Source organism: Paraburkholderia rhynchosiae (assembly GCF_002879865.1).
GTDB classification, from domain to species: Bacteria; Pseudomonadota; Gammaproteobacteria; order Burkholderiales; family Burkholderiaceae; genus Paraburkholderia; species Paraburkholderia rhynchosiae.
Map to the genome: position 1 here is coordinate 1 of NZ_PNXY01000086.1, position 3,035 is coordinate 3,035.

The 3,035-nt window shown below is 61.6% G+C and carries 4 protein-coding genes; all 4 read left to right on the forward strand.

The genetic code is table 11. The features are described from left to right. The coding region (locus C0Z16_RS36815; protein ID WP_102636830.1) for an amino acid ABC transporter permease at positions 1-555 on the forward strand (555 nt) is incomplete at its 5' end. A 10-nt stretch (positions 556-565) separates the two neighbouring features. Next, positions 566-1,252, forward strand: a complete 687-nt coding sequence (locus C0Z16_RS36820; RefSeq protein ID WP_102636831.1) for an amino acid ABC transporter permease — start codon at positions 566-568, stop codon at positions 1,250-1,252. Positions 1,253-1,270: 18 nt separating this feature from the next. Further along, the gene (locus tag C0Z16_RS36825; RefSeq protein WP_102636832.1) at positions 1,271-2,005 is read left to right on the forward strand and encodes an amino acid ABC transporter ATP-binding protein; all 735 of its coding nucleotides are present in this window, start codon (positions 1,271-1,273) and stop codon (positions 2,003-2,005) included. A gap of 59 nt (positions 2,006-2,064) precedes the next feature. Further along, positions 2,065-3,035: GntG family PLP-dependent aldolase (locus C0Z16_RS36830; RefSeq protein WP_244201522.1), on the forward strand; the 971-nt coding region annotated here is incomplete at its 3' end.

Here is a 3,035-nt window from a genome sequence, read left to right on the forward strand (position 1 = left end):
GTGCCGCTGCTGGTGCAAATGTTCCTCTGGTATTTCGTGCTGCCGGAATTGCTCCCCAGGTCGCTCGGCACCGCGATCAAACAGATGCAGCAGCCGTGGGGCCAGTTTTTTCCCGCGCTGCTTTGCCTCGGCTTCTACGGCACGGCGCGCATTGCGGAAACCTTGCGCTCCGGTATCCGGTCGCTGCGCGCGGGCCAGCGGCAGGCCGCGCTCGCGCTTGGTCTGTCCGGCTTCCTGGCGTACCGCTTCGTGATCCTGCCGCAGGCGTTTCGCGTCGTCGTGCCGCCGCTCACCTCCGAGTTCATGGCGACGATCAAATACTCCTCAGTCGCAATGACGATCGGCCTGCTCGAACTGACGGGCGCGGCGCGGTCGATGCAGGAATTCAGTTTTCACACCTTCGAAGCGTTCAGCGCTGCGACGCTGATCTACTTCGCGATCAACAGCGTGGTCGTCTATGGGCTGATGCTGGTCGAGCGCAGGTTAGCGGCGCCGTCGGCCGGCTCGCGCAAGGTATCGTCCGCATTGCCGCTGTCCGAAGTCGAATCATCTTAGGGCGGACATCATGACCTTACTCGGACTGAAAGAAATTGCCGCCTCGTTGCCGTATCTGCTGAAAGTCGGCCTGACTTTTTCGCTGACGCTCACCGCACTCGCTGCCGCATTCGGCCTGATGCTCGGCACGCTGCTCGCGCTGTGCCGGATGTCGCCATCCAGGCTGCTCTCTACTCCAGCAACGCTCTATGTGAACGGCATGCGCTCCGTGCCGCTGCTGCTGGTCATTTTCTGGTTCTATTTCCTCGCCCCGTACGTCGGTGCCTGGATCGTACATTCACCTACTCCGGTCGACGTCGGCGCGTATCGCTCCGCTGTCATCACCTTCACGCTCTTCGAGTCCGCTTACTTCTGCGAAATCATGCGCGCCGGCATTGCCTCCATTGCAAGAGGACAGGTGCAGGCAGGTCTCGCGCTCGGGCTCAGTTATCGTCAGACGATGATCGCGGTCGTGCTGCCTCAGGCCGTGCGCAACATGACGCCTGCATTGTTGACACGTGTGATTACGCTGTTCCAGGACACGTCCCTCGTGTATGTGCTTTCGATGACTGATTTCTTCGGTGCAGCGTCCGAGATCGCGGCTCGCGACGGCAGCACGGTTCCGATGTACGTGTTGGCCGCGGTCGTCTATTTCGGTATCTGCTTTGGCGCATCACGCTTCATCAAACGTTTTGAAACCGTGCGCCACGCGCACTGATCCGGCTGACTTATGTCTATGATCCAGATTGAAAATATCAGTAAATGGTATGGCGCCTTCCGGGTGCTGACCGACTGCAGCACGCAGGTGGCCGCAGGCGAAGTGGTCGTCGTGTGCGGTCCGTCCGGCTCCGGCAAATCGACGCTTATCAAGACCGTCAACGGTCTCGAAACAGTCCAGCGAGGCGAAATCCATATCGACGGGATCGGCGTCACCGGAGCTCGCGTCGATCTTGGCAAGATCCGCTCACGCGCAGGCATGGTCTTCCAGGGCTTCGAGCTGTTTGGGCACCTAAGCGTCCTCGAGAACCTGTGCCTCGCCCAGATGCGCGTACTCAAACGCGATCGCGGCGCGGCCCAGAAGCGGGCCATGCAGCTTCTCGAACGGGTCGGTCTCGCAGCACATCGTGACAAATATCCCGCAGCGCTCTCGGGCGGTCAGCAACAGCGCGTGGCCATCGCTCGCGCGCTGGCGATGGATCCAGCCGTCATGCTGTTCGACGAGCCAACGTCGGCGCTGGATCCGGAAATGGTCAACGAAGTGCTCGACGTGATGACCGATCTTGCCCGCGATGGCATGACGATGATGGTCGTCACTCATGAAATGGGGTTTGCGCAACGCGTCGCGGATCGCGTCGTTTTCATGGACGGCGGCCGCATCGTCGAAGACTGCAGCAAGGACGACTTCTTTGGCGACACCGCCGGACGCAGCGAGCGCTCGCGTCATTTCCTGTCGAAGATCCTCCATCACTAGCCTTCAAAAGAACCGATATGCAGGACTTTCCCATTTTCGATTCCCGCCAGGCACATCACGTGCGACTGGCCGATCTGCGCAGCGATACCGTCACCCGCCCCACCGATGCCATGTATGCGTGCATGCGCGAGGCGCCAGTCGGCGATGATGGTCTCGATGGCGACCCGACCGTTCAGGCGCTCGAAGAGGCTGTTGCGGCGATGCTGGGCAAGGACGCCGGGCTCTATGTGCCCACCTGCACAATGGCGAACCTCCTCGCGGCGCTAGCTCACACACGACGACACGAGCAGGTACTGCTCGAATCAACCGCCCATATGTTCACCACCGAGCGCGGGGGCTCGTTGCTTGCTGGCCTTGCTTACACACCAATCGAAGGCAAGGCCGGCGCGATGGACCTGGATCAGCTCGAGGCGGCCGTCCGGCCGGGTTCACACAGGATTCGAGTTGGCCTCATCGCGATGGAGACGTCACACAACAATGCCGGCGGCGCTGTATTGCCACTCGCACATATGCAGGGCGTCCATCAGATTGCGCAGGGGGCCGGCGCGTCCGCGCACATCGACGGCGCGCGCCTGATGAATGCGGCGGCCGCACTCAACCTGCCTGCGGCAACCCTTGCGCAACATGCGGAATCCGTTTCGCTGTGTCTCTCCAAAGGCCTGAGCGCACCTGTTGGCGCAGTGCTCGCAGCAAGCGATGCTGCAATCGCGAGAGCGCGGGCATATCGCAAGATGCTCGGCGGCACGCAGCGCCAGGCAGGCATCATGGCTGCCGCCGGCCTTGAAGCCCTGCAAACCATGAGCACGCGACTCGTGGACGACCACTCCAAGGCACGGGCGCTCAGCACGCGTCTGAACGGTCTCGGCGCGCCCTTGCCCTTTGCCGCCGGTGAACCTCAAACCAATATCGTGCAGGTACAGGTCGGGGGGACAGGAATGTCCAGCCATCAATGGGTCAAAGCGCTAGCCGAATTGGGCGTACTGACTCGTCCGTGGGGCGAAAAAACTATCCGGTGCGTGACCCATCGCCA

Bases quoted from the DNA above. Each gene is read 5' to 3' on its own strand.
- C0Z16_RS36820 (WP_102636831.1), top strand. From the start codon at position 566: ATGACCTTACTCGGACTGAAAGAAATTGCCGCCTCGTTGCCGTATCTG.
- C0Z16_RS36825 (WP_102636832.1), top strand. From the start codon at position 1,271: ATGATCCAGATTGAAAATATCAGTAAATGGTATGGCGCCTTCCGGGTG.